Consider the following 25960-nt stretch of genomic DNA (forward strand, 5'->3'; position numbering starts at 1 on the left):
CGCCACTGCCGCCCGCACCGGTACTACTGTGGCCGGTATGGCACGCGCCAAGGTTTCAGAATGTGGGATGTGTGGATGATCGACGACGACACCGGGGTTACACGGGAGTGGCTCTGAATCCTCAACCCGGCGCTGATCTGGGAGTCCCCGCAATCCCATCCAATTCGAGCGCACCCAGTCCTGCAGCGTTACGACGTGTGCTGCGGCGGGCCCGCGACGGGGTGGCGCTCAATGTGGATGAAGCCGCCATCGCGATGGCGGCCCGCGGAGAGGATCTGGCGGACCTGTGTTCCAGTGCCGCCCGGGTCCGTGATGCGGGTCTTACCTCCGATGGGCGTCGCGGCCCCGCAGGCCGGTTACCGGTCAGCTATTCGCGCAAAGTGTTCATCCCGGTGACCCATCTCTGCCGGGACACCTGCCATTACTGCACGTTCGTTACGGTCCCCGGACGGCTGCGCGCGCAGGGGCAGGGCATGTACATGGAGCCGGACGAGATCCTCGACGTGGCTCGCCGCGGTGCTGAGTTGGGTTGCAAAGAAGCACTTTTCACCCTCGGTGACCGCCCGGAGGAGCGCTGGCCGGAGGCTCGTCAGTGGCTTGATGAGCGGGGTTATGACTCGACGCTGGACTACGTGCGGGCGATGTCGATCCGCGTGCTCGAGGAGACCGGACTGCTGCCGCACCTGAATCCCGGTGTGATGAGTTGGTCGGAGTTGTCGCGGCTCAAGCCCGTCGCACCGTCGATGGGCATGATGCTGGAGACCACATCGCGGCGGCTGTTCGAAACCAAGGGCCTGGCCCACTACGGCAGCCCGGACAAAGACCCGACGGTGCGGCTGCGCACGCTCGACGACGCCGGCCGGTTGTCGATTCCGTTCACCACCGGGCTGCTGGTCGGCATCGGCGAGACGCTCACCGAGCGCGCCGAGACCATGCACGCGATCCGGCGTTCGCACAAAGAATTCGGTCACGTCCAAGAAGTGATCGTGCAGAACTTCCGTGCCAAGGACCACACCGCGATGGCGTCGACACCCGATGCCGACATCGAGGACTTCCTGGCGACGATCGCGGTGACCCGGCTGGTACTGGGACCCAAAATGCGCATCCAGGCGCCGCCGAACCTGGTGTCGCGGGCCGATTGCCTGGCACTGATCGGGGCAGGCGTCGACGATTGGGGCGGGGTGTCGCCGCTGACGCCCGATCATGTCAACCCCGAGCGGCCCTGGCCGGCGCTCGACGAGTTGGCCGACATCACTGCCGAGGCGGGCTACGACCTGGTGCAGCGGCTCACCGCACAGCCGAAGTATGTGCAGGCGGGCGCGGCGTGGATCGATCCGCGGGTCCGCGGCCACGTGGACGCGCTGGCCGATCCGGACACCGGCCTGGCGCTGGACGTGAATCCGGTGGGGCGGCCCTGGCAGGAACCCGACGAGGCATCGGAATCGTTGGGCCGCACCGATCTGCATGCCGCGATCGACTCCGAGGGCCGGTTGACCGAGACCCGCAGCGACCTCGACAGCGCGTTCGGGGACTGGGAGTCGATCCGGGCCAAGGTGTCCGAATTGGCGGCCCGGGCTCCCGAGCGTATCGACACCGATGTGCTGGCCGCATTGCGGTCGGCCGAGCGCGACCCGGGCGGTTGCAGCGACGACGAGTACCTGGCGTTGGCCACCGCGGACGGCCCGGCCATGGACGCCGTTGCCGCGCTGGCCGATTCGCTGCGCCGCGACGTGGTCGGTGACGACGTGACCTTCGTGGTCAACCGCAACATCAACTTCACCAACATCTGCTACACCGGCTGCCGGTTCTGCGCGTTCGCACAGCGCAAGGGCGACGCCGATGCGTACTCACTGTCCACCGACGAGGTCGCCGACCGGGCCTGGGAGGCGCACGTCGCCGGTGCGACCGAAGTGTGCATGCAGGGCGGCATCGATCCGGAACTGCCGGTCACCGGGTACGCCGATCTGGTGCGTGCGGTCAAGGCGCGGGTGCCGTCGATGCACGTGCATGCGTTTTCCCCGATGGAGATCGCCAACGGGGTCACCCGCAGCGGCATCTCGGTCCGCGAGTGGTTGACCGACCTGCGTGAGGCCGGGCTGGGTTCCATCCCGGGCACCGCGGCCGAAATCCTCGACGACGAGGTGCGGTGGGTGCTGACCAAGGGCAAGCTGCCCACGTCGATGTGGATCGAGGTGATCACCACGGCGCACGAGGTGGGTCTGCGGTCGAGTTCGACGATGATGTACGGCCACGTCGACACCCCCAAGCACTGGGTCGGGCATCTCAACGTGCTGCGTGACATCCAGGACCGCACCGGTGGATTCACCGAGTTCGTTCCGTTGCCGTTCGTGCATCAGTCTTCGCCGCTGTACCTGGCAGGCGGGGCACGGCCGGGACCGACGCACCGCGACAACCGGGCCGTGCACGCGCTGGCACGGATCATGTTGCACGGCAGGATCGATCACATCCAGACCAGCTGGGTGAAGCTGGGTATCGAGCGCACTCAGGTGATGCTGCGTGGCGGCGCCAACGATCTGGGTGGGACGTTGATGGAGGAGACCATCTCCCGGATGGCCGGCTCGGAGAACGGGTCAGCCAAGACCGTCGAGGAACTGATGGCGATCGCCGAGGGGATCGGCCGTCCCGCGCGTCAGCGCACCACGACCTACGCGCCGCTCGCTGCCTAGTCGTCCGTCGGCTACGAAAGTGCAGTTCAGGACGCACGGGAATGAATCGGACTGCAGTCCGGTTGGTGTTCGTGAAGGCGCCGGAGGGACCGGCTCTGGAAACGAGGAGACATCATGACCGCTGCAGTAGCCACCAACACCGACCTCACCGCAGGCACCTGGGCCATCGACCCCGCGCATTCCGCGATCAGTTTCTCAGTGCGCCACCTCATGGTGAGCAAGGTGCGTGGCACATTCAGCACGTTCAGCGGCGCAGTCACGGTGGCCGAGGACGGCACCCCGGCGGTGACTGCCGAGATCGCGGTCGACTCCATCACCACCGGCAACGAGCAGCGCGACGCCCACCTGAAAGCCGCCGACTTCTTCGGTGTCGACGCTCACCCCGTCGCGACGTTTGTATCCACCGCGGTGACCGCCAAAGGTGATCACTACGTGCTCGACGGTGACTTCACGCTGAAGGGCATCACCAAGCCGGTCAGCCTGAACCTCGAGTTCAACGGCGTCAACCCGGGCATGGGCCACGGTGCGGTCGCCGGGTTCGAGGCGTCGGTGGTGTTGAACCGCAAGGACTTCGGCATCGACATCGACATGCCGCTGGAGACCGGTGGCACCGTCGTCGGCGACAAGGTGACCATCACCCTCGAAATCGAGGCACTCAAGCAGGCCTGACCGAGTTCCCTTGCCGCGCCAGAGTGACGCGCAGCCCCGACGGTCACTCTGGCGTGACGGACGCCGGACGCAGTGGTGTGCAGCTTGTCAGTGCCGGCCGATGTGCGATTCGGCGCGCATCCGCTCCACCATGTGGGGGTAGTGCAGCTCGAATGCCGGTCGCTCGGATCGGATCCGGGGCAGTTCGGTGAAGTTATGCCGCGGCGGGGGGCAACTGGTGGCCCACTCCAGCGAGTTGCCGTGGCCCCACGGGTCATCGACGGTGACCGGCTCGCCGTAGCGCCAGCTCTTGAATACGTTCCAGACGAACGGCAGCATCGAGACCCCAAGGGTGAACGCCCCGATGGTCGAGACGACGTTGAGCGTGGTGAATCCGTCAGAGGGCAGGTAGTCGGCGTAGCGGCGCGGCATGCCCTCATTGCCCAGCCAGTGTTGCACCAGGAATGTGGTGTGAAACCCGATCAGGGTGAGCCAGAAGTGCAGCTTGCCGAGGCGCTCGTCGAGTAGGCGTCCGGTCATCTTGGGGAACCAGAAATACACCCCCGCGAACGAGGCGAACACGATGGTGCCGAACAGCACGTAGTGGAAGTGTGCCACCAGGAAATAGGTGTCGGTGACGTGGAAGTCGATCGGCGGGCTGGCCAGCATCACCCCCGAGAGCCCACCGAGCAGGAAGGTGACCATGAAGCCGACTGCAAAGAGCATCGGGGTCTCGAAGGTCAGCTGGCCCTTCCATATCGTGCCGATCCAGTTGAAGAATTTGATGCCCGTGGGCACCGCGATCATGTACGACATCAATGAGAAGAACGGCAGCAGCACGGCTCCGGTGGCGAACATGTGGTGTGCCCACACGGCCATCGACAGGGCCGCGATGCTCACGGTGGCGTAGACCAGCGTGGTGTACCCGAACACCGGTTTACGGCTGAACACCGGGAAAATCTCGGTGACGATGCCGAAAAACGGTAGCGCCACGATGTAGACCTCGGGGTGGCCGAAAAACCAGAACAGGTGTTGCCACAACAGGACTCCGCCGTTGGCCGGGTCGTAGATGTGCGCGCCGAGATGGCGGTCGGCGGCCAGGGCGAACAGTGCCGCGGTCAGCAGCGGGAAGGCCAGCAGGACCAGGATCGACGTGATGAGTATGTTCCAGGTGAAGATCGGCATCCGGAACATCGTCATGCCCGGGGCGCGCATACAGACCACGGTGGTGATCATGTTGACCGCGCCCAGGATGGTCCCGAGGCCGGCTACGGCCAGGCCCATGATCCACAGATCTCCGCCCGCACCGGGGGAATGAATGGCGTCACTCAGCGGGGAGTAGGCGGTCCAGCCGAAGTCTGCGGCGCCGCCAGGGGTGATGAAACCCGAGATCGTGATGATGCCGCCGAGCAGGAACAGCCAGAACGACAGCGCGTTCAACCGCGGGAAAGCGACGTCCGGCGCGCCGATCTGCAGCGGCAGGACCAGGTTGGCGAACCCGAACACGATCGGGGTGGCGTAGAACAGCAGCATCAGCGTGCCGTGCATGGTGAACAGCTGGTTGTACTGCTCGTTGGACAGGAACTGCAGCCCGGGCATCGCCAACTCGGTGCGGATGAACAGTGCCATCAGCCCGCCGACGAAGAAGAAGGCGAAGCACGTGACCATGTACATCATGCCGATGAGCTTGTGATCGGTGGTGGTGATCAGCTTGTAGATCAGGCTGCCCTTGGGGCCCAGCCGCTCCGGAAAAGGTCGGCGTGCGGTCAGCTGGTCGGGCCGACTGTCAATGGGGTGCTCGGTGGTCCGATCGTCGGTACTGGTCATCGTCGATGACCTCCCTAGTTTTTACAAAATTAATTTGTATAAACTATGTCCCATGACGTACGTGATCGGCAAGCCCTGTGTTGATGTGATGGACCGGGCCTGCGTTGACGAGTGCCCGGTCGACTGCATCTACGAGGGTGGTCGGGCCCTCTACATCCATCCCGACGAGTGTGTGGACTGCGGAGCCTGTGAGCCGGTATGCCCGGTCGAGGCCATCTACTACGAGGACGATCTCCCTGACGAGCTCATTCCGTATCAGGCAGACAACGCGGCTTTCTTCACTGAAACACTGCCGGGTCAAAATGGACCGCTGGGCTCACCCGGCGGGGCGGCAAAGCTGGGCGCGGTGGGTGCCGACGCGCCTGTGGTCGCCGGGCTTCCGCCGCAGCAATGAGCGCCGAGTCGCGTGACCTGGTCGATCGGGACGACGTATACGCGTTGCTGTCCCGGTTCTACGGCAGAGTGCTTGTCGATGACCTCCTCGCGGGCCCGTTTGCGGAAGTCCGGGCCACGGGGCTGGAGGCTCACCTGCCGGTGATGTGTGACTTCTGGGAGACGGTGTTGTTCCGGGCCGGGTTGTACCGGGGCAGCGCATTGACTGTGCACCGGGAGGTGCATCATGCCCACCCGCTCACTCACGAGCATTTCATCCGCTGGTTGACGCTGTGGCTCGACACTGTCGATGCGATGTACCGCGGCCCGGTCGCCGAGCAGGCCAAGATTCAGGGCCGCCGGATAGCCTGGGCCATGCATCGACGGCTGGTCGGCTCTGACGCAACAGAACTCGACGCGTTCGTCAAGTCTGCATGACGCCCGGAGCTACAGACGTGCGGCGAGTTCCGTGCCTTGCCGGATCGCTCGTTTGGCGTCCAGTTCTGCGGCCAGCGCCGCCCCGCCGATCACCTGCGGGTTGACCCCGGCATCACGCAGACCCTGTTCCAGCTCGCGCACCGATTCCTGTCCCGCGCAGATCACCACGTTGTCGACGGCCAGAACGCGGGCATCCGCGTGGTGGGGGCCGAAGCTGATGTGTAACCCCTCGTCATCGATGCGTTCGTAGTTGACCCCGGAAAGCTGGTGGACACCTTTGGCTTTCAGCGACGCACGGTGCACCCAGCCACTGGTCTTGCCGAGGCCGCGGCCCTGCGCCCCTTTGGTGCGCTGCAACAGGTACACCTCACGGACCGGCGGGGCGGGCCGGGGAGTGGTCAGCGCTCCGCGGGCCTCCTGAGGATCGGCCGCGCCCCATTCCGCCTTCCACTCTTTGAGATGTTGTGGTGACGGCCGTCCGTCGTCTGCGGGCTCCACCGGAGTGGTGAGGAATTCGCTGACGTCGAAACCGATTCCACCGGCGCCGATGACCGCCACCGTCTTGCCCAGTGGCGCCCCGGCGATGGCCTCGGCGTAGCTGAGCACCTTCGGATGGTCGATACCGGGAATGTCCGGCATGCGTGGTGTCACACCGGTGGCCAGGACGACATCGTCGAAACCGGTAAGATCTTCGATCGCGGCCCGGGTTTGCAGCCGCACCGAAACGTCGTGTTTGTCCAGCATCCGGGTGTAGTAGCGGATCGTCTCGTTGAACTCTTCTTTTCCGGGAATCCTTCTGGCCAAGTCGAATTGACCACCGAGTACAGCACCTGCCTCGAACAGCGTGACCCGGTGTCCGCGTTGGGCGGCGCTGAGGGCCGTGGCCAGCCCGGCCGGTCCGGCCCCGACGACGGCCACCGATCGGGTACGCCGGGTCGGGCTGAGTACCAGGGTCGTCTCGCGACCCGCCCGTGGATTCACCAGGCAGGACACATTCTTGTGCGCGAAGGCGTGGTCGAGGCAGGCCTGGTTGCAGGCGATGCAGGTGTTGATCTCATCGGCCTGGTCGGCGGCGGCTTTGAGCACCCAGTCGGGGTCGCTCAACAGCGGGCGGGCCATCGAGATCAGCTGCACGTGGGTATCGGCCAGGATCTGCTCGGCGGTCTGTGGCATGTTGATCCGGTTGGACGCCACCACCGGGACCTCGACATACTCGGCCAGTGCGCTGCTGATGTCGACGAATGCACTATTGGGCACCGAGGTGACGATGGTCGGCACCCGCGCCTCATGCCAACCGAACCCCGAGTTGATCAGAGTGGCGCCGGCGGCCTCGACTTCCGTTGCCAAGGCCACTGTTTCATCCCAGGACTGGCCGTCTTCGACATAATCGGCCATCGACATCCGGTAGCAGATGATGAAATCCGGGCCTGCGGCCTCACGTACCAGACGCACGATCTCGACGGGGAAGCGCCGCCGATTCTCGGGTGTGCCGCCCCATGTATCGGTGCGCTTGTTGGTGCGGGGCGCCAGGAACTGGTTGAGCAGATAACCTTCGCTGCCCATGATCTCCACGCCGTCGTAGCCGGCTTCGCGTGCGAGCAGCGCGCACCGGACGAAGTCGTCGATCGTGCCTTCGACATCACGCAATGCGCGCGGCCGGAACGGGTTGATCGGCGCCTTGATGGACGACGCGCTGACCGAAAACGGGTGGTAGGCATAGCGTCCCGCGTGCAGAATCTGCAGCAGGATCTTGCCGTTCGCCTCGTGCACGGAACCGGTGATCCGGCGGTGCCTGCGGGCTTCGGCCGAGGACACCAGCTGCGAGGCGAACGGGAGCAACCAGCCGGTCCTGTTGGGGGCGTACCCGCCGGTGATGATCAGCCCGACGCCGCCGCGGGCCCGTTCGGCGAAGTATTCGGCGAGCTTGCCGGTGTCGCGGGCCCGGTCCTCCAGCCCGGTGTGCATCGATCCCATGACCACCCGGTTGCGCAGGGTGGTGAAGCCAAGGTCCAAGGGGGACAGCAGATGTGGGTAGCTCACGAATTCCCCTTCGGTGCGGGTGAGAACTGTAGTGCCGCGGAAACCTCGGAAAGCCAGTCGATGGCGCTCTCCTCGGCGCGGATACCGCCGCGTAGCACGAGATACTGATGCAGGGCACTGCCGCGCAACACCGATGGGTCGGGAAACTGCCGCTTCTCGTATCCGCGATAGGTGTCGAGCAGTGCGGTCCGTTCGCGGCGCAGGCCGTCGACCTGAGTCAGCAGCGCCTCGATGTCCCCATGGGCGGCGGCGCGGACTTTGACAGCCAGGTCACGTGTGCGGTTGTCGGCGACCGAACCGCCGCGACCGGTGAGGGGTTCGGCGATCCACCGGGCCAACTCGGCGCGCCCGGCGGCCGAGACGGTGTAGACCTTCTTGTCCGGCCTGCCGTGCTGCACCACCGGCGTGACATGCACCCAGCCGTCGTCCTCCATCGTCCGCAGGGTGCGGTAGATCTGCTGGTGTGAGGCCGCCCAGAAATATCCGATCGACCGGTCGAAACGGCCGGCGAGTTCATACCCCGAGCCGGACTGTTCGGTCAGCGACACCAGGATGGCGTGCGGTAGGGCCATTCCGACAGCGTAGGTGGGACCGGCGGTTCTATGCAACAAGTTGCAGTGCAGTGAAGTGCATAGGGGCGGCATACGGGATGGCGACTGGTCGAGGTGTATCTGCGACGTTTAGTATCAGTAACCAACGCGCCACCTGGTAAATGGGCGGCGCGGCGAAGTTAGGACACACTGAGACGCGCGTACAGGTATGGCCAACGCATACTTGCGACGCCGGACTCAGAGTCCTCACGACACCGAGCCCGACCAGCAGCCCACTGGACAGGAGAGACATCAGTGACGTACGTCATTGCCGAACCCTGCGTCGACGTCAAAGACAAGGCGTGCATCGAGGAATGCCCCGTCGATTGCATTTACGAGGGCGCACGCATGCTGTACATCCACCCCGACGAGTGTGTGGACTGCGGTGCGTGCGAACCGGTCTGCCCGGTCGAGGCCATCTACTACGAAGACGATGTGCCTGACCAGTGGACCAGCTATACGCAGGCCAATGCCGACTTCTTCGTCGAGCTGGGTTCGCCCGGTGGCGCCTCCAAGGTAGGGCAGACGGACCACGATCCGCAGGCGATCAAGGACCTGCCGCCGCAGGGTGAGGACTGACGCAGCCCTTGCAGGTCAAGTCTGACGTGGTACGCCAACCGCGGTCGGCAGCACTGCCGGAGTTTCCCTGGGACACCCTGGCCGACGTGACCGCGCTGGCACGCTCGCACCCCGACGGCATCGTCGACCTTTCGGTTGGCACTCCAGTAGACCCGGTGGCACCCGTGATCCGCGAGGCACTGGCGGCTGCCAGCGCCTCGCCCGGATATCCCACGACGGCCGGAACGCCGACGTTGCGCCGTTCGGCCGGGACGGCGCTACGGCGCCGGTACGGCATCACCGACCTGGCTCCTGACGCGGTGCTGCCGGTGATCGGCACCAAGGAGCTGATCGCCTGGCTGCCGACGCTGTTGGGGCTGGGCGCCGACGACACCGTCGTGGTGCCCGAACTCGCCTACCCCACCTACGAGGTCGGGGCGCGACTGGCCGGTACGCAGGTCGTGCGTGCCGACGGGCCGGCACACTTCGGCTCGCAGGTGCCCGCGCTGATCTATCTGAACTCGCCGAGCAATCCGACGGGCCGTGTGCTCGACCTGCACCATCTGCGCGGCATCGTCACGTGGGCGCGTGAGCGCGGTGTGCTGATCGCCTCCGACGAGTGTTACCTGGGATTGAGCTGGGAAGCGGCTCCGGTGAGCGTGTTGCATCCATCGGTGAGCGATGGTGACCACACCGGGTTGCTGGCCGTGCATTCGCTGTCCAAGACCTCGTCGCTGGCCGGATACCGCGCCGGATTCGTCGCCGGTGATCCCGCCCTGGTGGCCGAATTGCTGGCAGTGCGAAAACACGCCGGGATGATGGTGCCGACCCCGGTTCAGGCCGCGATGGTGGCGGCCCTCGACGACGACGAACACGAGGCGCTGCAACGGGACCGGTACGCGCACCGCCGCGCGGTACTGCTGCCGGCCCTGCGTGCCGCCGGGTTCGACGTCGAGCATTCCGAGGCCGGGTTGTACCTGTGGGCGACGCGCGGTGAACCGTGCCGCGACACCGTCCGGTGGCTGGCGCAGCGTGGCATCCTCGCGGCGCCCGGTGAGTTCTACGGACCTGCCGGGGCACGGCACGTGCGGGTGGCGCTGACGGCGACCGACGAGCGTATCGCCGCCGCCGTCGCACGACTGTCAGCCCGGTAATCCCAGCGACATCGCCCGCCGCTGCGGTGCGGTCTGCCGCGCACCGGCCCGGGCTGTACGAATCGTCGTAGCATTTCGTCCTGGACATACATTCTGTACATTCACGCGGGTCGTCGTCCTCCCTAGGGTCAGGGCATGACTGTCGTTGAAGCACCGGCCGAACACCGGCGTCCGCCGAGCGTGCGGCGGATCGTCACCCCCATTCCCGGCCCGCGCTCGATCGAGCTCGCGGCCCGCCGCGCGGCTGCCCTGCCCGCCGGTCTCACCAGTTCGTCGGGCGTCTATGCCGCGGAGGCGGCCGACGGCGTCCTTGTCGACGTGGACGGAAACTCGTTCATCGATCTGGGCAGCGGCATCGCGGTCACCAGCGTCGGCAACAGCGCCCCCCGCGTGGTGGAACGGGCCACCGCACAGCTCGCGCGGTTCACCCACACCTGCTTCCTGGTCAACGGCTACGAGAGTTACCTGGAGGTGTGCGAGACGCTCAACCGGCTGACCCCCGGCGAGCACGAGAAGCGCACCGCGCTGTTCAACACCGGCAGCGAAGCGGTGGAGAACGCGATCAAATACGCCCGCGCAGCCACCAAACGTCCCGCCGTCGTTGTTTTCGACCACGCGTTTCACGGCCGCACCCTGCTGACCATGACGATGACGGCCAAGAACATGCCGTACAAGTACAGCTTCGGCCCGTTCGCCTCCGAGGTGTACCGGGTCCCGATGGCCTACCCGTACCGCTGGCCCGGTGGTCCGGACAATGCGGCCGATGAAGCCTTCGAGCAGTTCCGCCTCGTCATCGACACCCAGTTGGGTGCAGGCAGTGTCGCCGCGGTGGTGGTCGAGCCGATCCAGGGGGAGGGCGGATTCATCGTCCCGGCCCCCGGGTTCCTGCGGCAGGTCGCCGACTTCTGCCGCGAACGCGGCATCCTGTTGATCGCCGACGAGGTGCAGACCGGCATCGCCCGCACCGGGCAGTGGTTCGCCTGCGAGCACGAAGGCATCGTCCCGGACCTCATCACCACCGCAAAAGGACTGGGCGGCGGGCTGCCGCTGGCGGCGGTGACCGGCCGCGCCGATGTCATGGACGCCGCGCACCCCGGCGGTATCGGCGGAACCTACAGCGGCAACCCGGTGGCCTGTGAAGCCGCGCTCGGCGTGTTCGAGACCATCCAGACCCTGGACCTGCTGGCCCGCGCCCAGCGCATCGGAGAGATCCTGCGGGCCGAACTCGCCGCAATCGCGCGCGACACCACCCTCATCGGGGATATCCGGGGCCGCGGTGCCATGATGGCCGCGGAGTTCGTCACCGGTGCGGACCACACACCGAATCGTGACGCGGTCGCCGAGATCACCCGCTATGCACAGGACAACGGGGTGCTGACGCTGACCGCGGGAACCTTCGGTAACGTGCTGAGATTCCTTCCACCGCTGACGATCTCGGAAGAACTCTTGATGGAGGGGCTCGGAGTCATCCGCGACGCCGTGGCCCGAATCTGAAACGATGGTGGACGTGATCGAGCTACTGAACCACATCGACGGCCAATGGGCCGAGGGCGGCGGAGCCGTCCTGGTCGACAACAACCCGGCCTTCCCCGACCAGGTGGTGGCCCGCGGTGCGCTGGCCGACGAATCCCAGCTGGATCGTTCGGTGCGGGCGGCACGCAACGCCGCCCCGGGATGGGCGCGCGAACCGATGCACAACCGTGCCGCCGTGCTGGCGCGGGCAGCGGATCTGGTGGACCGCTCCGCCGAACAGTGGGGCGCCGAACTGACCAGGGAGGAAGGCAAGACGCTCGCCGAAGGCATCGGCGAGGTCCGCCGGGCCGCACAGATCCTGCGCTACTACGCCGGTGCCGCCGACCGCGAGACCGGTGCCGTCTACTCGTCACCTCGCCCCGGCGAACAGATCCTGGTGACCCGCAAGCCGATTGGTGTGGTCGGCATCATCACCCCGTTCAATTTCCCCATCGCCATTCCGGTCTGGAAGATCGCCCCCGCGCTGGTCTACGGGAATGCGGTGGTGTTCAAACCTGCCAGTTCGGTCCCGGTCCTGGCGATGCGGCTGACGCAGGCGCTGCACGAGGCCGGATTGCCTCCCGGTGTGCTCAACCTCGTGCTTGCCGATGGACACATCGCCGCCGCGCTGCCCGAACATCCCGGCATCGACGCGGTCTCGTTCACCGGGTCGACCGCGGTGGGACGACGGATGGCCGCGGCCGGGGCAGCCCGCGGCATCCCGGTGCAGGCCGAGATGGGCGGCAAGAATGCCGCGGTGGTGCTCGCCGACGCCGATCTCGGGTGGGCGGCCGAGCAGGTGATGCTGGGCGCGTTTCGGTCAGCGGGCCAGAAGTGCACGGCCACCTCGCGTCTCATCGTCGACGACGCCGTTGCCGGTGATTTCCTGTCAGAGCTGACAATCCGGGTCAAAGGCCTCGAGGTCGGGGACCCGATGCTGGGATCGGTGGCCGTCGGCCCACTGGTCAGCCAATCCTCCCGCGCCTACGTCAGTCAACGCGTCAGCGACGCCGTCGGTCAGGGTGCTTCGGTGATCGCGACCGCCGAGGACCACCGGTCCGGTTCACCGGACGGCCATTTCGTGACCCCGACAGTGGTGCAGCTGCCGGGAGCGACCGCCGCGCTGTGGTCAGAGGAACTGTTCGGCCCGGTGCTGTCGGTGTTGGGAGCCCACGGCGCCGAACAGGCGTTCGCGTTGGCCAACAGCGGCGACTACGGACTGTCCGCAGCCGTGTTCACCGCCGACCTGGGACGTGCTCTTGACGCGGTAGACGATCTGGACGTCGGTGTCCTGCATGTCAACTCGGAGTCCGCGGGCGCCGACCCACACGTTCCGTTCGGCGGTGCCAAGCGCAGCGGATACGGCCCGAAAGAGCAGGGCGAGGCGGCGCGCGAATTCTTCACGCACACCACCACGGTGTACCTGCGCGGAGGCCGGGCATGACTCCGGGCGCGCTGGACGGCGTCGTCGTCGCCGACTTCAGCCGGGTGCTGGCCGGGCCCTACGCGACGATGATGCTCGCCGATCTCGGCGCCGAGGTGATCAAGATCGAGCGGCCGGGCGGAGGCGATGACACCCGCCACTGGGGTCCACCGTTCGATGTCGACGGCCAGGCCACCTACTTCAACGCCGTCAACCGCAACAAGCGCTCGGTCGTCCTGGATCTGCACAGCGCGCAGGGTGTGGAGCAGGCGCGTGAGATCGTGCGGGGCGCCGACATCGTGGTGGAGAACTTCCGCACCGGCACGATGGAACGGATGGGCCTCGGTTACGCCGATCTGGTGGTACACCGGCCCGACCTCATTTACTGCTCGATCACGGGTTTCGGTGCGGGACAGGGTGCTGAGCTACCCGGCTATGACCTGTTGGTGCAGGCGGTCGGCGGGCTGATGAGTGTGACCGGCCCGCAGCCGGGGGAGCCGACCAAGGTGGGGGTGGCGGTGGTCGATGTGCTGGCCGGCCTGCACGCACTCACCGGAATCCTTGCGGCGCTGCACCATCGCACCGCCACAGGTGTGGGACAGAAGGTGGAGACCAACCTGCTCTCGACGCTGCTGTCCTCTCTGGTGAACCAGGCATCTGCCTACGTCGGCGCCGGAGTGGTGCCGGGCATCATGGGCAACCGGCATCCCAGTATTGCTCCGTACGAAGTGTTTTCGACCGCTGACCGGCCGCTGGTGCTGGCCGTCGGCAACGACAAGCAGTTCCGCGCGTTGTGTGTGGCGCTCGGGTGTGAATCACTGGCCGACTCGGCATCCTATGCCGACAACACCGCACGGGTGGCGAACCGGGAGGCGCTGTTCGCCGAGTTGACGCAACGGCTGCGTACCCGTGGCGGCGACGAATGGTTCACCGTCCTGACCGCGGCCGGGGTGCCGGTGGGCCCGATCAACGACATCGGGCAGGCTTTCGAACTGGCCAAGCGTCTCGAGCTCGACGCGGTGGTCGACGTGCCCGGCACTGCGGTGCCGCAGGTAGCCAACCCCATCCGGCTGTCCGCCACGCCAGTGCAATACCGCAGTGCGCCACCGCCCTTCGGGGGCTAGCCCGCGGGCGGGCCTGCAGCTTGGGCTAGCAGTTCCCTGGCCTTGAGGGCGATCCACAACTCCGAGCGGGTGTGCGCGGAATCGAGATCACGGCCGATCAGCTCGACGACTCGGGCCATCCGGCCGCGCAGGGTGTGACGGTGCACTCCGAGTTCGGCGGCGGCGGCCTCCCAGTGCCCGTTGTGATGCAGGAACGACTCCAGCGATGACACCAGCTTGGCGCCGTTCTCGGCGTCGTACTGGTCAAGCACGCCGAGCCAGCGGTGCGAGATCGACTGCAGCACCGTGTCCGGCTGCGTGCTCAGCAACAGGTTGAATGTGCCGAGCTCGGCAAATCCGACCAGTCGATGCCCGGTGGCCTCCGCGACACGCACCGCCGAAAGTGCCTGCTGCAGACTCAGGCCGGCGTTGTCGATCGGCACCGGTGCACCGAACCCGCCGTTGATGGCGCGCCGCAGTCCGGCACGCACCCCGTGGTAGACCTGCGCGATGACCAGATCGGCGCCCTCTGCGGGCACGGCGAGGGCCAGCCCGTTGCGGACCCCCATCAGCAGGTACGGGTTCCCCTCCAGGGCGGCCGCCAACTGATGCTCGGCCGCCAATGCCGGGCCCAGGTCGGTGAACACCGCCACCGCGACCGATGAGTCGGGTGCGAAGCCGAAGTACCTCAGCAACGCCGGGTCGACATCGAGCGCACCGGTCAGCAGGGCCTGGGTGACGCCCTTGCGCAGGCGCTGTTCGGCGTCGAGCACCCGGGCCGGCTTGGAGAGTTCGATCGACAACAACGCCAGCGCGTGCCCGACCAGAAGCCGTTCGCTCGCGCCGAGCGGTTCGGCGGACGAGGTCACGAGATAGCCCTGCTTCTCGTCGCCGCCGGGCACCTGCGCAATGGTGAGGACCCTCCGGTCGTCCACGACCACCCGGCTGCCTCCGCCACGCCGCTTCTGATCCCGGTCCAGCTGCTCCTGCACCCGTTCGACCACGTCGGTGACATCGTGCCCGGATTCGGCGAGCACCACCCGCGAGCGGTCCAACACGCACACCGTGCAGTTCAGTGCCGGGCCCAGCGCGTCGACGAGCGCGGGGATGCCGCCGCGCATGGTCGCCCGTGCCAGCTTCTCCTGGCCACTGACCACCTGCTGCACCAGTCGCACCTCGTCGGCGGTGATTTCGTCGATGACGGCTCGCGAGATCGCGATGAACGGCGTCTCGGGCGAGACCGCCAGCACCGGGATACCGAACTCGTCGCCGGCCGCGCGGATCGCCGCGGGTACCTTGCGGAACCGCACCCCGGTGTCGAATGCCAGCGCCGCGCTGCCCGAATCGACGATCCGCTGCACGTAGTCACGTTGCTCGGACGCCGACGGGGGCAGGTGCAGACCGGTGGTCATCACCAGCTCGCCACCGGAGAGCCACGGGCTGGGATCGGTGAGCTCGATCGCATGAGCCCAGGTGATCACGCGGTCGATCCCGTCCCCACCGGCGACCAGCGTCAACGCCAGCTCCTTACGCCCGATCAGTCGGCCGACCGTCATGGCCATGACTCGTCGCCCTCCTCCCGGGAACTATCCAAAATGTCGATGCACTCCCGACGTGCTGGACATTACTGATATATCTCACCACAGCATCCGCTTCGTATGGTGCACACATGACCAGCACCATCACCTCCGCGACGACGCTGCGGCCGCTCGAGATGTTCGGTATCGACACCCTGCTCGACGATGACGAGCGCGACATCGCCGCCACCGTGCGCCGGTTCGTCGACACCCGGCTGCGGCCCGACATCGGCGAATGGTTCGAGCAGGGCGAACTGCCCGGCCGCGAACTCGCCAAGGAGTTTGGTGAGCTCGGGCTGCTCGGCATGCACCTGGAGGGTTACGGCTGCGCCGGCACCAACGCCGTCAGCTACGGGCTGGCCTGCCTTGAGCTCGAGGCAGGCGACAGTGGGTTGCGTAGCTTCGTGTCGGTACAGGGTTCGCTATCGATGTTCTCCATCCACCGGTTCGGGTCGGAGGAACAGAAGCAGCACTGGCTGCCGCGGCTGGCCAGTGGCGATGCGATCGGCTGCTTCGGGCTGACCGAAGCCGATTTCGGCTCCAACCCGGGCGGGATGCGCACCACCGCACGGCGTGACGGGTCCGACTGGGTTCTGTCCGGAACGAAGATGTGGATCACCAACGGCGGGCTGGCCGATGTGGCGACCGTCTGGGCGCAGACCGACGAGGGTGTCCGGGGCTTCGTGGTGCCCACGGACACACCGGGTTTCACCACCAACACCATCCACCGGAAACTGTCGCTGCGAGCCTCGGTCACCTCGGAACTGGTATTGGACAACGTCCGGTTACCCGCGACGGCGCAACTGCCGGAGGCCATCGGCCTGCGCGCGCCGCTGTCCTGCCTCAACGAAGCCCGGTTCGGCATCGTCTTCGGCGCACTCGGAGCGGCCCGCGACAGCCTGGAGGCCGCGATCGACTATGCCGGTGCCCGTGAGGTTTTCGACCGGCCCCTGTCGAGCTACCAGCTGACCCAGGAGAAGTTGTCCAACATGACCCTCGAGCTCGGCAAGGGCATGCTCCTGGCGCTGCAACTGGGCCGGCTCAAGGACTCGGTCGGGGTGACGCCAGATCAGGTCAGCCTGGGCAAGCTCAACAATGTCAGGGAAGCTCTGGCCATCGCCCGTGAGGCGCGAACAGTCATGGGCGCCAGCGGGATCACGCTGGAGTATTCGCCGTTGCGCCACGCCAACAACCTGGAGTCAGTGCTGACCTACGAGGGCACCAGCGAGATGCACCTGTTGTCGATCGGGCGCGCACTCACTGGGCACGCCGCGTTTCGTTAACCCCCGGTGGCCCGCAGGCTCAGCGAAAGTAGTAGCCGCACATCAGGATCGGTGAGCGTCGTGGCCAGCAGCGCTTCGATGCGACGCACCCGGTAACGGACCGTGTTGGGATGGACGTGCAACCACTGGGCGGCAGTGGCCACGTCACCGAAGCTGTCCAGGTAGGCCCGTAGGGTCTCGGCCAGTACCGGCTCGTCGGCCCGCAACGTCCGCACCCGCGGATCGATCAGCCGCTCGTCGGCGGCGATCGCGGTGGTGATCTCGTCGAGCAGCACCGTGGTGCGCGCCTCGGCCAGCGAGGTCACCTGGCCGATCGCCCCGGGGTGACGCTCGGCGCTGTCGAGCACCCGGTCGACTTCGGCCCGGGCCGCGGCGGCGTCGGCCAATCCGGCGACCGGGGCGGCGATCACCGCGTGCAACTCCAGGCCCAATTCGGCGCGAAGAGCCGCCACGGTTCCGCGGATCCAGGATGTCACGGTGGCCGGCTTTCCGGTGCTGGGAAACAGCACGTAGACGCGCGAGCGGACCGAGGCCACCTGTGCGTCGTGACGAAAAGCGCTTGCGCTCAACGACAACACCTCGGCCGGTCTGGAACCCGATGAGCCCCCGTCGAACCCGATCAGTGCGGCCCGCCCGTCCGCCGCGATGCCGAGCTCGCGAGCGATCAGATCGACGTCGACTGGATCGTCCCCGTCGCGCAGACCCAGCAGTTCCTGCACCCGGATCGCATGGGTGGACGGCGTCGCCGCCAACCGGGCCATGACGCGGCCGGCCAGCACCGCCGCTCCGCGCAACACGTCGTCGGCATCCTCGGCGAGCGGACGGCTGCCCTGCTGCACCCAGATGGTCCCGGCGAACGCGGGCGCCCGCCGCTCGTCGGCCGAGGTCTCAAAGATCCCGATCGCCAACCGCGGACGCAGTCCCAACTCGGGGCGCTCGGCGACCCGCACCACCTCCGGCTTGGCCCGCAACGCGTCGAAGATGCCCCACTGGGCGATCCAGGCCAGATGCTCCGGGGGTCCGGCCCGGCCCAGGATCGACAGCCTGCGGAGATCGTCGGCCTCATCGTTGGACGCCGAGTAGGCGAGCACATGCGATTGGGCGTCCTCGATGCTGACCATGCCGTGGGTGCGGTCGGCGATCGACTGCGCCAGGCCGAACAGGTCGGTGCCCGAATCCTGCGATTCGCGGTCCCCGTGGTGTTCGAAGACATGGTTGACCAACCGGTAGAGCCGCTCCCAGCGGGCCCGTGGGTCGACGGCCACCACCGCGGTGCCCGCGGCCACCGCACGGGCCACCACCTGCGCCGACGGTTCTTTGATGAAGATCGCTGCGGGCGGGCGCCGGGAGGTCTGTTGGTCGACCCAGCTCAGTGCGTCGGCGTCGGCGATGCCCAGCAGGAAGAACAGGTCAGCCGATCCGGCCGCAGGCGCCAGGCCCAGCCGCACATCGTCGGAATCGATCAGGGCCGCCGACGCCACCGGGAGGTCCAGGCCGCGCGGCGCCTGCACCAACCGGACCAGGGTGGCATCCAGCGCCAACAGCAGTTGGCCGAGGCTCACACCCGTTGCCCGCATGTTGTCCGATACTACTGACGGTGACCGAGACTGTTGGTCGATCGGACAAGAGTTGCGTAGCTCACATCGGGGATTCTTGAACCATGGATGCCATCACCGACGTGCCGCTGCCGACCAACGAATCGGTCCACGATTACGCACCGGGGTCGGGTGAACGCACCCGCCTCACCGCCGCGCTTTCCGCACTCGCCGAAAACCCCATCGATTTGCCGCACGTGATCGGCGGCACCCACCGGATGGGGGGAGGCGCCCGCATCGACGTGGTGCAACCGCACCGCCACTCCGCCCGCCTGGGCACCCTGACCAACGCCGAGCATTCCGACGCTACGGCGGCGATCGAAGCGGCCGTGGCCGCCAAGAACGACTGGGCAGCGCTGCCGTTCGACGAGCGCGCCGCGGTGTTCCTGCGCGCTGCCGATCTGCTGTCCGGCCCGTGGCGGGAGAAGATCGCCGCGGCCACCATGCTCGGGCAGTCCAAGTCGGCCTACCAGGCCGAGATCGACGCGCCCTGCGAACTGATCGATTTCTGGCGCTTCAACGTCGAATTCGCCCGCCAGATCATGGCACAGCAGCCGATCAGCAGCCCCGGCGTCTGGAACCGTACCGATCACCGGCCGCTGGAAGGCTTCGTCTACGCCATCACGCCGTTCAACTTCTCCGCCATCGCAGGCAACCTGCCCACCGCGCCGGCGCTGATGGGCAATACCGTGATCTGGAAGCCGTCACCCACCCAGACCTTCGCGGCATACCTGATCATGCAGTTGCTGGAGGCGGCCGGTCTGCCACCCGGCGTGATCAACCTGCTGACCGGTGACGGCATCGCGGTCTCCGATGTGGCACTTGCCGATCCGCGGCTGGCAGGCATCCACTTCACCGGATCGACCGGCACATTCCAGCACCTCTGGCGGGAGGTGGGCGCCAATATCGACCGCTACCACACCTATCCGCGCCTGGTGGGGGAGACCGGTGGTAAGGATTTCGTGCTGGCGCACGCATCGGCGCGGCCGGATGTGCTGCGCACCGCGATGATCCGTGGCGCCTTCGACTACCAGGGCCAGAAATGCTCGGCGGCCTCGCGGGCCTTCGTACCGCGTTCGGTGTGGCACGAGATGGGCGACGACTTCCTGTCGGCAACCTCGGAGCTGAGCTACGGCGACGTCACCGACCTGAGCAACTACGGCGGAGCCGTGATCGACGAGCGGGCCTTCGCCAAGAACACCCAGGCGATCGAGCGGGCCAAGGGCGCGCCGGGTGTCACCGTGGCCGCCGGCGGTGAATACGACGACAGCGAAGGCTATTTCGTACGCCCGACGGTGTTGCTGTCCGATGACCCGACCGACGAGGCGTTCAGCACCGAGTACTTCGGCCCGATCCTGGCGGTGCACGTGTATCCCGACGACGATTATGAGCGCATCCTCGACGTCGTCGACACCGGAGCGCGATACGCCCTGACCGGTGCGGTGATCGCCGACGACCGCCCGGCGGTGCTGGCCGCCCAGCAGCGGTTGCGGCATGCGGCGGGCAACTTCTACGTCAACGACAAACCCACCGGTGCGGTGGTGGGTCAGCAGCCGTTCGGCGGCTCCCGGGCTTCGGGCACCAACGACAAGGCCGGTTCGGCGCTGAACCTGCTGCGGTGGACCTCGGCGCGTTCCATCAAGGAGACCTTCGTGCCGCCGACCAACCACATCTACCCCCACATGGGGGCCTGACGATGGGCCTCTTCGATCGAGTCGCCAGACCCGTGATCCTGGCGGCGTCACGCTCGCAGCGGCTGCGCCACACGGCCGAACGCCTGCCGGTCACCCGTCACGTGGTGGACCGGTTCGTCGCCGGCGAGACCGTTCCCGAGGCCCTCGACGCCGTTGCGGGGCTCCGTGATTCAGGCCGTCTGGTCAGCATCGACTACCTGGGCGAGGACACCACCAGCATCGAGGATGCCGAGCACACCGTGCGGTCCTACCTCACCCTGCTCGATGCGCTGAGCCGACGCGAGGAGGCCACCACCCGGGTACGGCCGTTGGAGGTCTCGCTCAAGCTGTCCGCACTGGGACAGGCGCTGCCGCGCGACGGGGAGAAGATCGCGCTGGAGAATGCGCACACCATCTGTGTCAAGGCGCAGGACGTGGGTGCCTGGGTGACCGTCGATGCCGAAGACCACACCACCACCGACTCGACACTGTCGATCGTGCGCGACCTGCGCACCGAGTTCGACTGGCTGGGAACGGTTTTACAGGCATACCTGACCCGCACCCACGGTGACTGCGAAGAGTTCGCCGCCTCGGGTGCCCGGATCCGGTTGTGCAAGGGCGCCTATGACGAGCCAGCCTCGGTGGCCTACCGCGATCCCGACGCGGTCACCGACTCCTACCTGCGCTGCCTGCGGGTGTTGATGGCCGGGTCCGGATACCCGATGGTGGCCTCACATGATCCGGCGATCATCGAGGCGGTGCCCGCATTGGCCCGTGAATTCAACCGCGGCGTCGATGATTTCGAATACCAGATGCTTTACAACATCCGCGACACCGAACAACGGCGGCTGGCCTCCGAGGACAACCAGGTCCGGGTCTATGTGCCGTTCGGCAACGAGTGGTACGGCTATTTCGTGCGGCGCCTGGCCGAGCGTCCGGCGAACCTGGTCTTCTTCCTGCGGGCGCTGGCCGAACGGCGCTGAGTTCTAGCGTTCGTGCAGCAGCAGTAGCGTCCACGCGGCGATCGTCTGGGCATCGGTGATCTCACCGCCGCGGATCATCCGCTCCAACTCGGTGCGGGTGAACCAGGCGCTGTGCATGTCCTGTTCCTCGTGCTCACGTTCGTGGTCACCCTCGGTCAGTTCGGTGGCGAGGAACACCCAACCGCGTTGACTGCTCATCCCGGGCGCGACGTCGAGCTGACCGAGCCGTACCAGGTTGGCCGCCCGCAGGCCGGTTTCCTCGCGCAGTTCACGTTCGGCGAGTTGTTCCGGTTCCAGTTCCACCTGACCGGGGGCGGTGCCCTGCGGGAACTCCCACCGACGCAGGCCCAGCGGGTAGCGGAACTGCTCCACCAGCTGGTAGTGGGTGCCATTGCAGGCGATGACCAGTGCATATCTCGGCCTGTCGACGACAGCGTAGATGCCGTCACTGTCATCGGGCCTGCGGATGGCATCTTCGCGCAACGTCATCCAATTGTTCCGGTACACCTCACGCGTCGAGACCTGGTGGATTACTGGCATCCCCGCATTATTGCGCGCGGGTAGCCTCACATGCGTGTTGCTGGCCTCCTTGAACCCCGCTGCCGTGGCTGCCGGTGCCGACATCGGCGACGCAGTCCGTATCGACGGCGCCGTACTCAGCCGAAGTGACCTCGTCGGAGCCGCCACCTCGGTGGCCGAACGGGTCGCCGCGGCGCAACGTGTCGCCGTGCTCGCCACCCCGACTCCCACAACCGTGCTGGCGATCATCGGCTGCCTGATCGCCGGCGTGCCGATCGTGCCTGTGCCCGCCGACGTGGGAGCCGCCGAACGCAGGCACATCCTCACCGATTCGGGCGCCAGGGCGTGGCTGGGGGAGCTGCCGCAGGACACCGAAGGACTGCCGCACATTCCGGTGCGGTTGCACGCCCGGTCCTGGCATCGCTATCCCGAACCCGCACCGGAGTCGACCGCGATCATCATGTACACCTCCGGCACCACCGGGCCGCCGAAGGGCGTGCCGATGAGCCGGCGGGCCATCGCCGCCGACATCGACGCGCTGGCGACGGCGTGGCAGTGGACGCCTGAGGACACCCTCGTGCACGGGCTGCCGTTGTTCCACGTCCACGGGCTGGTCCTGGGCCTGCTCGGCTCGCTGCGGATCGGAAACCGGTTCGTGCACACCGGAAAACCGACACCGCAGGCATACGCCGAGGCGCAGGGCACGCTGTACTTCGGCGTGCCGACCGTGTGGTCGCGGGTGGTGCAGGACCTCGATGCCGCGCTGGCACTCGCATCGGCACGGTTGTTGGTGTCGGGCAGCGCCCCGCTGCCGGTGCCGGTGTTCGACGAGTTGGTGCGGCTCACCGGCCACGCCCCGGTGGAGCGCTACGGCAGCACCGAATCCCTGATCACGTTGAGCACACTGGCCGACGGTGACCGCAGGCCCGGATGGGTGGGCTTACCGTTGGCGGGAGTGGAGACGCGTCTGGTCGACGATGACGGCGCGCCTGTGCCACATGACGGGGAAACCATTGGGCGGCTGCAAATCCGGGGACCGATGGTGTTCGACGGCTATCTCAACCGGCCGGAGGCCACCGCCGAGGCCTTCGACGCCGACGGCTGGTACCGCACCGGTGATGTCGCGGTCATCGACGGTGACGGCATGCACCGCATCGTCGGACGCGAATCGGTCGACCTCATCAAATCCGGCGGCTACCGCATCGGCGCAGGGGAGATCGAGACGGTGCTGCTCGGCCACGCCGGCGTGCGCGAGGTGGCCGTGGTCGGGGTGCCCGACGCCGATCTGGGGCAGCGGATCGTGGCGTTCGTGGTGGGTGACGCCGACCCCGACATGCTCATCCAATTTGTGGCGCAGGAGCTTTCGGCGCACAAGCGGCCACGTGAAGTGCGGTTGGTGGACAGCCTGCCCCGCAACGCGATGGGCAAGGTGATGAAAAAGGAGCTGGCGCAGTGGGACTGAAGTTCTCCGAGATCTGCATCGATGCCCACGATCCCGACGCGCTGGCGGCCTGGTGGTCGGAGGTGCTCGGCTGGCCCCGGCACACCGACGCCGATGGCGATGTGGTGCTGACCCCGCCGCCGGGAACCGGGCCACTCTGGTTGTTCCTGGCGGTGCCCGACGACAAAGTGGTCAAGAACCGCCTGCACCTGGACTTCACCCCGGACGATCAACAGGCCGAGGTCGACAGGCTGCTCGGCTTGGGCGCCCGCCATGTGGACATCGGCCAGGGCGAGCAGACCTGGGTGGTGCTGGCCGACCCTGAGGGCAACGAATTCTGCGTCCTCTAACGCCGCGGATGCATCTAGATGCCGAACGTTGGCTTGTGTGTCACATTTTCGCGAAATCTGAGACACAAGCCAACGTTCGATACGAAAACTAGTTGGCGTGTAGCGCGTCGTTCAGGGTGATGCCGGTGCCGTCGCGCTTGACCACCTCGACCGCCCCGGACAGCGAATTGCGCCGGAACAGAAGATTGTTCGCGCCGGAGAGCTCGATGGCCTTGACCGTCTGGCCGTCAGAAGTCGCGACCTTCGTGCCGCCTGTGACGTACAGCCCGGCCTCGACGACGCAATCGTCACCCAGTGAGATGCCCAGTCCCGAGTTGGCGCCGAGCAGGCAGCGCTTGCCGACCGAAATGACTTCCTTGCCACCGCCGGACAGCGTGCCCATGATCGATGCGCCACCGCCGACGTCGGAGCCGTCGTCGACCACCACACCCGCCGAGATCCGGCCCTCCACCATCGAGGTGCCCAGGGTGCCTGCATTGAAGTTCACGAAGCCTTCGTGCATGACCGTCGAGCCCGACGCCAGATGCGCACCGAGGCGCACCCGATCGGCGTCGGCGATGCGCACACCCGTCGGCATCACGTAATCCACCATCCGCGGGAACTTGTCCACGCCGTAGACGGTGACCGCTCCGCGCCGGCGTAGGCGGGCCCGTACCGTCTCGAAACCCTCCACTGCGCACGGGCCGAAGTTGGTCCACACCACATTGGCCAAGGCTCCGAAGATGCCGTCGAGGTTGGCCTCGTGCGGCTTGGTCAGCCGGTGTGAGAGCAGGTGCAGCCGCAGATAGACGTCGTAGGTGTCGACAGGCTTGTCGTCCAACGCGGCGATGGTCGTGCGCACGGCGACGACCTCGACGTCACGATCGGCATCGGGGCCGGTCAGCGCGGCCAGGTCTTCGGGCACCTCGGCGACGGAAAGTCGCACCGTGCCCGACGGCCCGTCGGCTTTGAGCTCGGGGGCGGGAAACCAGGTGTCCAGGACGGTTCCGTCGGCGGCGATGGTGGCCAGGCCGACGCCAGATGCGGCAGTCACGGTGGCCTAGGTTACTGGACCGATTCCCCGGTCGCTCCGCTCCCGTCCGCCGGACTACCGTTGACAGGCATGGGCCTAGACCTGCGTGCCGATCCGATCGCCCTGACCGCGGCGCTCGTGGACATCCCCAGCGAGTCCCGGCACGAACAGCGCATCGCCGATGAGATCGAGGCCGCGTTGCGGGTCCAGGCCCCGTCGTTCGAGGTGGTGCGCAACGGCGACGCGGTGCTCGCCCGCACCAACCTGGGCCTGGCCACGCGGGTCCTGCTCGCCGGGCACACCGACACCGTCCCGGCCGCCGACAACCTGCCCAGCCGGATCGTCGACGGTCAGATGTACGGCTGCGGCACTTCGGACATGAAGTCCGGTGATGCGGTGTTCCTGCACCTGGCGGCGACGATCGCCGCACCGACCCACGACATCACGTTGGTCATGTACGAGTGCGAGGAGATCGAATCATCCGCCAACGGGTTGGGCCGCATCGAACGTGAGCTTCCCGATTGGCTTCAAGCCGACGTCGCGATCCTCGGTGAGCCCTCGGGTGGATTCATCGAAGCGGGCTGCCAGGGCACCATCCGCGTCGTGATCAGCGCCACCGGTACCCGGGCGCATTCCGCGCGGTCCTGGTTGGGCGACAATGCGATTCACAAGCTTGGCGCGGTACTGGACCGGCTCACCGCGTATCAGCCCCGCAACGTCGACATCGACGGTTGTGTCTACCGCGAAGGGCTGTCCGCGGTACGCATCGACGGCGGTGTCGCCGGCAACGTGATCCCCGACGCGGCCAGCGTCACGGTCAACTTCCGGTTCGCGCCGGACCGCAGTGTCGAGCAGGCGCTCGACCACGTGCACGAGGTTTTCGATGGTCTTGACGTGACGATCGAGCTGACCGACGCCGCCGCCGGCGCACTGCCCGGCCTGACGAAGCCCGCGGCCGCTGCGCTGGTCACCGCCGCCGGGGGACAGGTGCGCGCGAAGTACGGCTGGACCGACGTCGCACGGTTCGCCGCGCTGGGCATTCCGGCGGTCAACTACGGCCCTGGTGACCCCAACCTGGCGCACCGGGTGGACGAGCGGGTCGAGGTCGCGAAGATCACCGCCGTCACCGACATGCTGCGGGCATATTTAACCGCTTGATCCCATTGGTAACATGG

General features: G+C 66.9%; 22 protein-coding genes. 15 read left to right on the forward strand and 7 right to left on the reverse strand.

Going from position 1 to position 25960, the window contains the following annotated elements; genetic code table 11:
• Window positions 1–107 precede the first annotated feature (107 nt).
• Together M1247_RS05435 and M1247_RS05440 are read left to right on the forward strand one after the other, a co-directional pair.
• Entirely contained in the window at window positions 108–2687 is a 2580-nt protein-coding gene (locus tag M1247_RS05435) for a bifunctional FO biosynthesis protein CofGH (RefSeq protein ID WP_317155255.1), read from the forward strand.
• 114 nt (window positions 2688–2801) lie between these two features.
• Window positions 2802–3356 carry a YceI family protein gene (locus tag M1247_RS05440; protein WP_317155256.1) on the forward strand — a complete coding sequence of 185 codons (555 nt, stop codon included), beginning with the start codon at window positions 2802–2804 and terminating at the stop codon, window positions 3354–3356.
• Between the two features lie 87 nt (window positions 3357–3443).
• Here the strand turns inward: M1247_RS05440 and ctaD are convergent, their stop codons facing one another.
• Window positions 3444–5162, reverse strand: a complete 1719-nt coding sequence (ctaD, locus tag M1247_RS05445) for an aa3-type cytochrome oxidase subunit I (RefSeq protein ID WP_317155257.1) — start codon at window positions 5160–5162, stop codon at window positions 3444–3446.
• Window positions 5163–5214: 52 nt separating this feature from the next.
• Between ctaD and fdxA (M1247_RS05450) the strand changes: the two genes are divergently transcribed.
• Window positions 5215–5556, forward strand: a complete 342-nt coding sequence (fdxA, locus tag M1247_RS05450) for a ferredoxin (protein WP_317155258.1) — start codon at window positions 5215–5217, stop codon at window positions 5554–5556.
• A complete protein-coding gene (locus M1247_RS05455; protein ID WP_317155259.1) occupies window positions 5553–5972 on the forward strand; it encodes a group III truncated hemoglobin in 420 nt (139 codons plus the stop codon). The genes fdxA (M1247_RS05450) and M1247_RS05455 overlap by 4 nt, the downstream gene beginning before the upstream one ends.
• A 9-nt stretch (window positions 5973–5981) precedes the next feature.
• On the opposite strand, the gene M1247_RS05460 is transcribed toward M1247_RS05455, so the two are convergent.
• Window positions 5982–8012 carry an FAD-dependent oxidoreductase gene (locus M1247_RS05460; RefSeq protein ID WP_317155260.1) on the reverse strand — a complete coding sequence of 677 codons (2031 nt, stop codon included), beginning with the start codon at window positions 8010–8012 and terminating at the stop codon, window positions 5982–5984.
• On the reverse strand, window positions 8009–8584 hold the full coding sequence (locus M1247_RS05465; RefSeq protein WP_317155261.1) for a PadR family transcriptional regulator: 576 nt from the start codon (window positions 8582–8584) through the stop codon (window positions 8009–8011). Before M1247_RS05465 ends, M1247_RS05460 begins: the two co-directional genes overlap by 4 nt.
• A gap of 273 nt (window positions 8585–8857) precedes the next feature.
• Here M1247_RS05465 and fdxA (M1247_RS05470) point away from each other — a divergent pair, with 273 nt between their 5' ends.
• From fdxA (M1247_RS05470) to M1247_RS05490, 5 genes are all read left to right on the forward strand, one after another.
• The gene (gene fdxA / locus M1247_RS05470) at window positions 8858–9181 is read left to right on the forward strand and encodes a ferredoxin (protein ID WP_317155262.1); all 324 of its coding nucleotides are present in this window, start codon (window positions 8858–8860) and stop codon (window positions 9179–9181) included.
• A 26-nt stretch (window positions 9182–9207) separates the two neighbouring features.
• Window positions 9208–10314 (forward strand): succinyldiaminopimelate transaminase, encoded by a 1107-nt coding sequence (gene dapC / locus M1247_RS05475; RefSeq protein ID WP_317155608.1) that lies wholly within the window; start codon window positions 9208–9210, stop codon window positions 10312–10314.
• Window positions 10315–10449: 135 nt separating this feature from the next.
• Window positions 10450–11808: a 4-aminobutyrate--2-oxoglutarate transaminase gene (gabT, locus tag M1247_RS05480; RefSeq protein ID WP_317155263.1), complete on the forward strand. Its 1359-nt coding sequence runs from the start codon at window positions 10450–10452 to the stop codon at window positions 11806–11808.
• 7 nt (window positions 11809–11815) lie between these two features.
• A complete protein-coding gene (locus tag M1247_RS05485) occupies window positions 11816–13270 on the forward strand; it encodes an aldehyde dehydrogenase family protein (RefSeq protein WP_317155609.1) in 1455 nt (484 codons plus the stop codon).
• Window positions 13267–14373 (forward strand): CaiB/BaiF CoA transferase family protein, encoded by a 1107-nt coding sequence (locus tag M1247_RS05490; protein WP_317155264.1) that lies wholly within the window; start codon window positions 13267–13269, stop codon window positions 14371–14373. Before M1247_RS05485 ends, M1247_RS05490 begins: the two co-directional genes overlap by 4 nt.
• Here the strand turns inward: M1247_RS05490 and M1247_RS05495 are convergent.
• Window positions 14370–15914 (reverse strand): PucR family transcriptional regulator, encoded by a 1545-nt coding sequence (locus tag M1247_RS05495; RefSeq protein ID WP_317155265.1) that lies wholly within the window; start codon window positions 15912–15914, stop codon window positions 14370–14372. The two genes, M1247_RS05490 and M1247_RS05495, sit on opposite strands and share 4 nt — an antisense overlap.
• Window positions 15915–16021: 107 nt before the next feature.
• Here M1247_RS05495 and M1247_RS05500 point away from each other — a divergent pair, with 107 nt between their 5' ends.
• Entirely contained in the window at window positions 16022–17212 is a 1191-nt protein-coding gene (locus M1247_RS05500) for an acyl-CoA dehydrogenase family protein (RefSeq protein ID WP_317155266.1), read from the forward strand.
• On the opposite strand, the gene M1247_RS05505 is transcribed toward M1247_RS05500, so the two are convergent.
• Entirely contained in the window at window positions 17209–18789 is a 1581-nt protein-coding gene (locus tag M1247_RS05505) for a PucR family transcriptional regulator (RefSeq protein WP_317155267.1), read from the reverse strand. The genes M1247_RS05500 and M1247_RS05505 overlap by 4 nt on opposite strands.
• A gap of 83 nt (window positions 18790–18872) precedes the next feature.
• Here M1247_RS05505 and pruA point away from each other — a divergent pair, with 83 nt between their 5' ends.
• Together pruA and M1247_RS05515 are read left to right on the forward strand one after the other, a co-directional pair.
• Window positions 18873–20501: an L-glutamate gamma-semialdehyde dehydrogenase gene (pruA, locus tag M1247_RS05510; RefSeq protein WP_317155268.1), complete on the forward strand. Its 1629-nt coding sequence runs from the start codon at window positions 18873–18875 to the stop codon at window positions 20499–20501.
• Window positions 20502–20503: 2 nt separating this feature from the next.
• Window positions 20504–21463, forward strand: a complete 960-nt coding sequence (locus tag M1247_RS05515; protein ID WP_317155269.1) for a proline dehydrogenase family protein — start codon at window positions 20504–20506, stop codon at window positions 21461–21463.
• A gap of 3 nt (window positions 21464–21466) precedes the next feature.
• On the opposite strand, the gene M1247_RS05520 is transcribed toward M1247_RS05515, so the two are convergent.
• Window positions 21467–22003: an NUDIX domain-containing protein gene (locus tag M1247_RS05520; protein WP_317155270.1), complete on the reverse strand. Its 537-nt coding sequence runs from the start codon at window positions 22001–22003 to the stop codon at window positions 21467–21469.
• Window positions 22004–22037: 34 nt separating this feature from the next.
• On the opposite strand from M1247_RS05520, the gene M1247_RS05525 reads away from it, so the two are divergent.
• Window positions 22038–23444: an acyl-CoA synthetase gene (locus M1247_RS05525; protein ID WP_317155271.1), complete on the forward strand. Its 1407-nt coding sequence runs from the start codon at window positions 22038–22040 to the stop codon at window positions 23442–23444.
• Window positions 23435–23773: a VOC family protein gene (locus M1247_RS05530; protein ID WP_317155272.1), complete on the forward strand. Its 339-nt coding sequence runs from the start codon at window positions 23435–23437 to the stop codon at window positions 23771–23773. Before M1247_RS05525 ends, M1247_RS05530 begins: the two co-directional genes overlap by 10 nt.
• Before the next feature lie 88 nt (window positions 23774–23861).
• Here the strand turns inward: M1247_RS05530 and dapD are convergent, their stop codons facing one another.
• Window positions 23862–24806 carry a 2,3,4,5-tetrahydropyridine-2,6-dicarboxylate N-succinyltransferase gene (gene dapD, locus M1247_RS05535; RefSeq protein ID WP_317155273.1) on the reverse strand — a complete coding sequence of 315 codons (945 nt, stop codon included), beginning with the start codon at window positions 24804–24806 and terminating at the stop codon, window positions 23862–23864.
• Between the two features lie 69 nt (window positions 24807–24875).
• Between dapD and dapE the strand changes: the two genes are divergently transcribed.
• Window positions 24876–25943 (forward strand): succinyl-diaminopimelate desuccinylase, encoded by a 1068-nt coding sequence (gene dapE, locus M1247_RS05540; protein ID WP_317155274.1) that lies wholly within the window; start codon window positions 24876–24878, stop codon window positions 25941–25943.
• The last annotated feature ends 17 nt before the right edge of the window (window positions 25944–25960 follow it).

Origin of the sequence: Mycobacterium appelbergii (assembly GCF_032883035.1) — a bacterium.
GTDB classification, from domain to species: Bacteria; Actinomycetota; Actinomycetes; order Mycobacteriales; family Mycobacteriaceae; genus Mycobacterium; species Mycobacterium appelbergii.

Coding starts and splice junctions, on each gene's coding strand:
- M1247_RS05505 (WP_317155267.1), bottom strand. CDS start 18,789: ATGCGGGCAACGGGTGTGAGCCTCGGCCAACTGCTGTTGGCGCTGGAT.
- M1247_RS05520 (WP_317155270.1), bottom strand. CDS start 22,003: ATGCCAGTAATCCACCAGGTCTCGACGCGTGAGGTGTACCGGAACAAT.
- fdxA (WP_317155258.1), top strand. CDS start 5,215: ATGACGTACGTGATCGGCAAGCCCTGTGTTGATGTGATGGACCGGGCC.
- M1247_RS05515 (WP_317155269.1), top strand. CDS start 20,504: ATGGGCCTCTTCGATCGAGTCGCCAGACCCGTGATCCTGGCGGCGTCA.
- gabT (WP_317155263.1), top strand. CDS start 10,450: ATGACTGTCGTTGAAGCACCGGCCGAACACCGGCGTCCGCCGAGCGTG.
- dapE (WP_317155274.1), top strand. CDS start 24,876: ATGGGCCTAGACCTGCGTGCCGATCCGATCGCCCTGACCGCGGCGCTC.
- M1247_RS05455 (WP_317155259.1), top strand. CDS start 5,553: ATGAGCGCCGAGTCGCGTGACCTGGTCGATCGGGACGACGTATACGCG.
- ctaD (WP_317155257.1), bottom strand. CDS start 5,162: ATGACCAGTACCGACGATCGGACCACCGAGCACCCCATTGACAGTCGG.
- M1247_RS05495 (WP_317155265.1), bottom strand. CDS start 15,914: ATGGCCATGACGGTCGGCCGACTGATCGGGCGTAAGGAGCTGGCGTTG.
- M1247_RS05490 (WP_317155264.1), top strand. CDS start 13,267: ATGACTCCGGGCGCGCTGGACGGCGTCGTCGTCGCCGACTTCAGCCGG.
- M1247_RS05465 (WP_317155261.1), bottom strand. CDS start 8,584: ATGGCCCTACCGCACGCCATCCTGGTGTCGCTGACCGAACAGTCCGGC.
- M1247_RS05500 (WP_317155266.1), top strand. CDS start 16,022: ATGACCAGCACCATCACCTCCGCGACGACGCTGCGGCCGCTCGAGATG.
- pruA (WP_317155268.1), top strand. CDS start 18,873: ATGGATGCCATCACCGACGTGCCGCTGCCGACCAACGAATCGGTCCAC.
- M1247_RS05440 (WP_317155256.1), top strand. CDS start 2,802: ATGACCGCTGCAGTAGCCACCAACACCGACCTCACCGCAGGCACCTGG.